At 73.3% G+C, this 2777-nt stretch carries 2 protein-coding genes; both read right to left on the reverse strand.

The features are described 5' to 3' along the window. Nucleotides 1-562, reverse strand: a 562-nt coding sequence (locus QK442_RS35970) for a beta-ketoacyl synthase N-terminal-like domain-containing protein (RefSeq protein WP_282698348.1), incomplete at its 3' end; no start/stop codon positions are given. A gap of 33 nt (nucleotides 563-595) precedes the next feature. After that, nucleotides 596-2777 (reverse strand): beta-ketoacyl reductase (locus tag QK442_RS35975; protein WP_282698349.1); only part of this gene is annotated, 2182 nt, incomplete at its 5' end.

Consider the following 2777-nt stretch of genomic DNA (forward strand, 5'->3'; position numbering starts at 1 on the left):
AGATGCGGCCGGACGCGACGCTGCTGAGCTTGCTCGTCAGCAGGTACCCCTCGAACTCCTCGGGCCCGTCCAGACCGAGGTAGCTCTGCTCGATCACGCCCGCGAAGACCCCCGTCCGGCTGCCGCGCAGCGCGTCCGGGGCGATGCCGGCCTGCTCGAAGGTCTCCCAGGCGGTTTCGAGGAGCAGCCGCTGCTGCGGGTCCATGGCGAGTGCCTCACGGGGCGAGATCCCGAACAGACCGGCGTCGAACAGCGCCGCGCCGTCCAGGAACCCGCCTTCACGGGCGTACGACGTGCCGGGGCTCTCGGGGTCCGGGTCGTAGAGCGCGTCGAGGTCCCAGCCGCGGTCGGTGGGGAAGCCGGAGATGGCGTCGACGCCTCGGTCGACCAGGTCCCAGAGCGCGTCGGGCGAGGTCACCCCGCCCGGGAAGCGGCAGGCCATGCCGACGATCGCCACCGGCTCGGCCTCCGCCGCCTCCAGCTCGGCCACGCGGCGGCGCGCCTTCTGCAGATCGACCGTGACCCGCTTGAGGTAGTCGACCAGTTTCTCTTCGTTGGACATCGGTTCCTGACTCCTCGGGCGAGACGTGGGGATTCAGATGGAGGACTGGCCGAGCTCGTTGTCGATGAAGTCGAAGATCTCGTCCACGGAGGCGGATTCGAGCGCGTCGACGGCGTCGGGGTCCGTCGTGCCGCCGCTCCGTCCGGCACTGCCGTCCAGCCGGGACAGCAGGGCACGCAGACGCTGGGAGACCTCGGTCCTGGCGTCGTCGTCGGGGAGGGAGGGCAGGAGCCCGTCCAGCCGGTCGAGCTCGGCCAGCAGCGTCTGCCGGGCGTCCGGGGCCTGCGGGGCGAGCCGCTGCCGCAGGTACGCCGTGAGGGCCGCGGGGGTCGCGTGGTCGAAGACCAGGGTGGCGGGCAGCCGGAGGCCGACCGCGGTCCCGAGGCGGTTGCGCAGGTCCACGGCGGTCAGCGAGTCGAAACCCAGGTCCTGGAAGGGGCGTTCGGGAGCGAGGCCGTCGGGGTCGGTACGCCCGAGCACGGCGGCCACCTGAGCCCGTACGAGCGTGAGCAGCGCACGCTCCTGCTCCGGCTCGCTCAGCGAGGCGAGACGGGCGGTGAGCTCGGCCGCGGGGTCGGCGGCGACGGCCGCCTCCGTGCCCGGCGAGTCGGCGGGGCGGCGGCCGGGCGAGCCGGCCAGGGCGCTCAGCAGCGCGGGGACGCGGCCCTGCGCCCTGACGGCGGTCAGGCTCAGCGGGGTGGCGACCAGGGCGGCCCGGTCCGCCCCGACCGCCCGGTCGAAGAGCGCACGGCCCTCACGGCTCCCGACCGGAAGGAAACCGTCGCGGGCGAACCGCTTGAGGTCGGTCTCGTCCAGCCCCGCGTTGATACCGCCCGCCTCCCACACCCCCCAGGCGATGGAGGTCGCCGCGAGGCCCCGAGCGCGGCGGTGCGCCGCGAGGGCGTCGAGGAAGGCGTTCGCGGCGGCGTAGTTCGCCTGCCCCGGACCGCCGAAGACACCGACGGTGGAGGAGAACAGCACGAACGCCGACAGCCCCATGTCACGGGTCAGCTCGTGCAGGTGCCAGGCCCCGTCCGCCTTCGGGCGGAGCACGGCACCCAGCCGGTCCGGCGTCAGCGCGGAGAGCAACCCGTTGTCGAGGACACCGGCGGTGTGGACGACCGCGGTGACCGGGTGCTCCTCCGGTACGCCGGCCAGCACGGCGGCCAGCGCGTCACGGTCGGCGACATCGCAGTCGGCGAACACGACCTGCGCGCCGAGGTCCCGCAGCTCGGCTGCCAACTCGGCTGCGCCGACGGCGTTTTCCCCGCCTCGTGAGAGCAACAGCAGCCGGGAGGTGCGGTGTTCGGCCACGAGATGCCGGGCGAACTCGGCACCGAGCGTGCCGGTTCCGCCGGTGATCAGGACGGTGCCGTCCGGGTCCCAGGGGGTGGGTGCGGGGTCGTGGGCCGGGGTGGGGGCGCGGTGGAGGCGGGGGACGAGGACGCGGCCCGAGCGGACGGCGAGTTGGGGTTCTCCAGAGGCGAGGAGGCGGGGGAGGAGCGCGGTGAGCCGGGTGGTGTCGTCGGTGTCGACGAGGGTGATGCGGTCGGGTGCTTCGGACTGGGCCGATCGGACCAGACCCCAGACGGCGGCCGCGGGGAGGTCGGTGACGTCTTCGTCGTCGGTGGTGGCGACCGCGCCGGACGTGGCGACGACGAGGGGGGTGTCGGCCAGTCGTTCGTCGTCGAGCCACTGGCGTATCAGTCCCAGCATCCGCTCGGTGGCGGTGTGCACCGCCACGGCCGGATGATCCACCGCCGGACGCGCCCAGGGCAGTACCACCGCGTCCACCGTGGTGCCCGACGTGATCGCCTCGGCGACGGACGACACCTCCGGGAACCGCTCCTCGCCAAGGACCGCCCAGGCGAACGGCTCGCCCGTCTCAAGGGACTCCGAAGGCGTCCAGACGACATGAAAGAGGGAGTCGTCGTCGCCGGGGGTGTCGACGGCCTCGGGAAGCGCCTCCAGCCAGTAGCGCTCGTGCTGGAAGGCGTAGGTGGGGAGGGGGACGTGGTGGGCGGGGGGTGTGGTGGAGGTGCTGGTCCAGTCGACGGGGGTGCCGTGGACGAAGAGGGTGGCGAGGGCGGTGAGGAGGCTCTGTGTCTCGTCACGGTTCTTGCGGAGGGCGGGGATGGCGATGTCGGTCTGGTCGGCGGCCATGGCGGTCAGGACGCCGTCGGGGCCGAGTTCGAGGAGGGTGGTGGCTCCTTCC

This window comes from Streptomyces sp. CC208A, assembly GCF_030010625.1.
Lineage (GTDB): Bacteria > Actinomycetota > Actinomycetes > Streptomycetales > Streptomycetaceae > Streptomyces.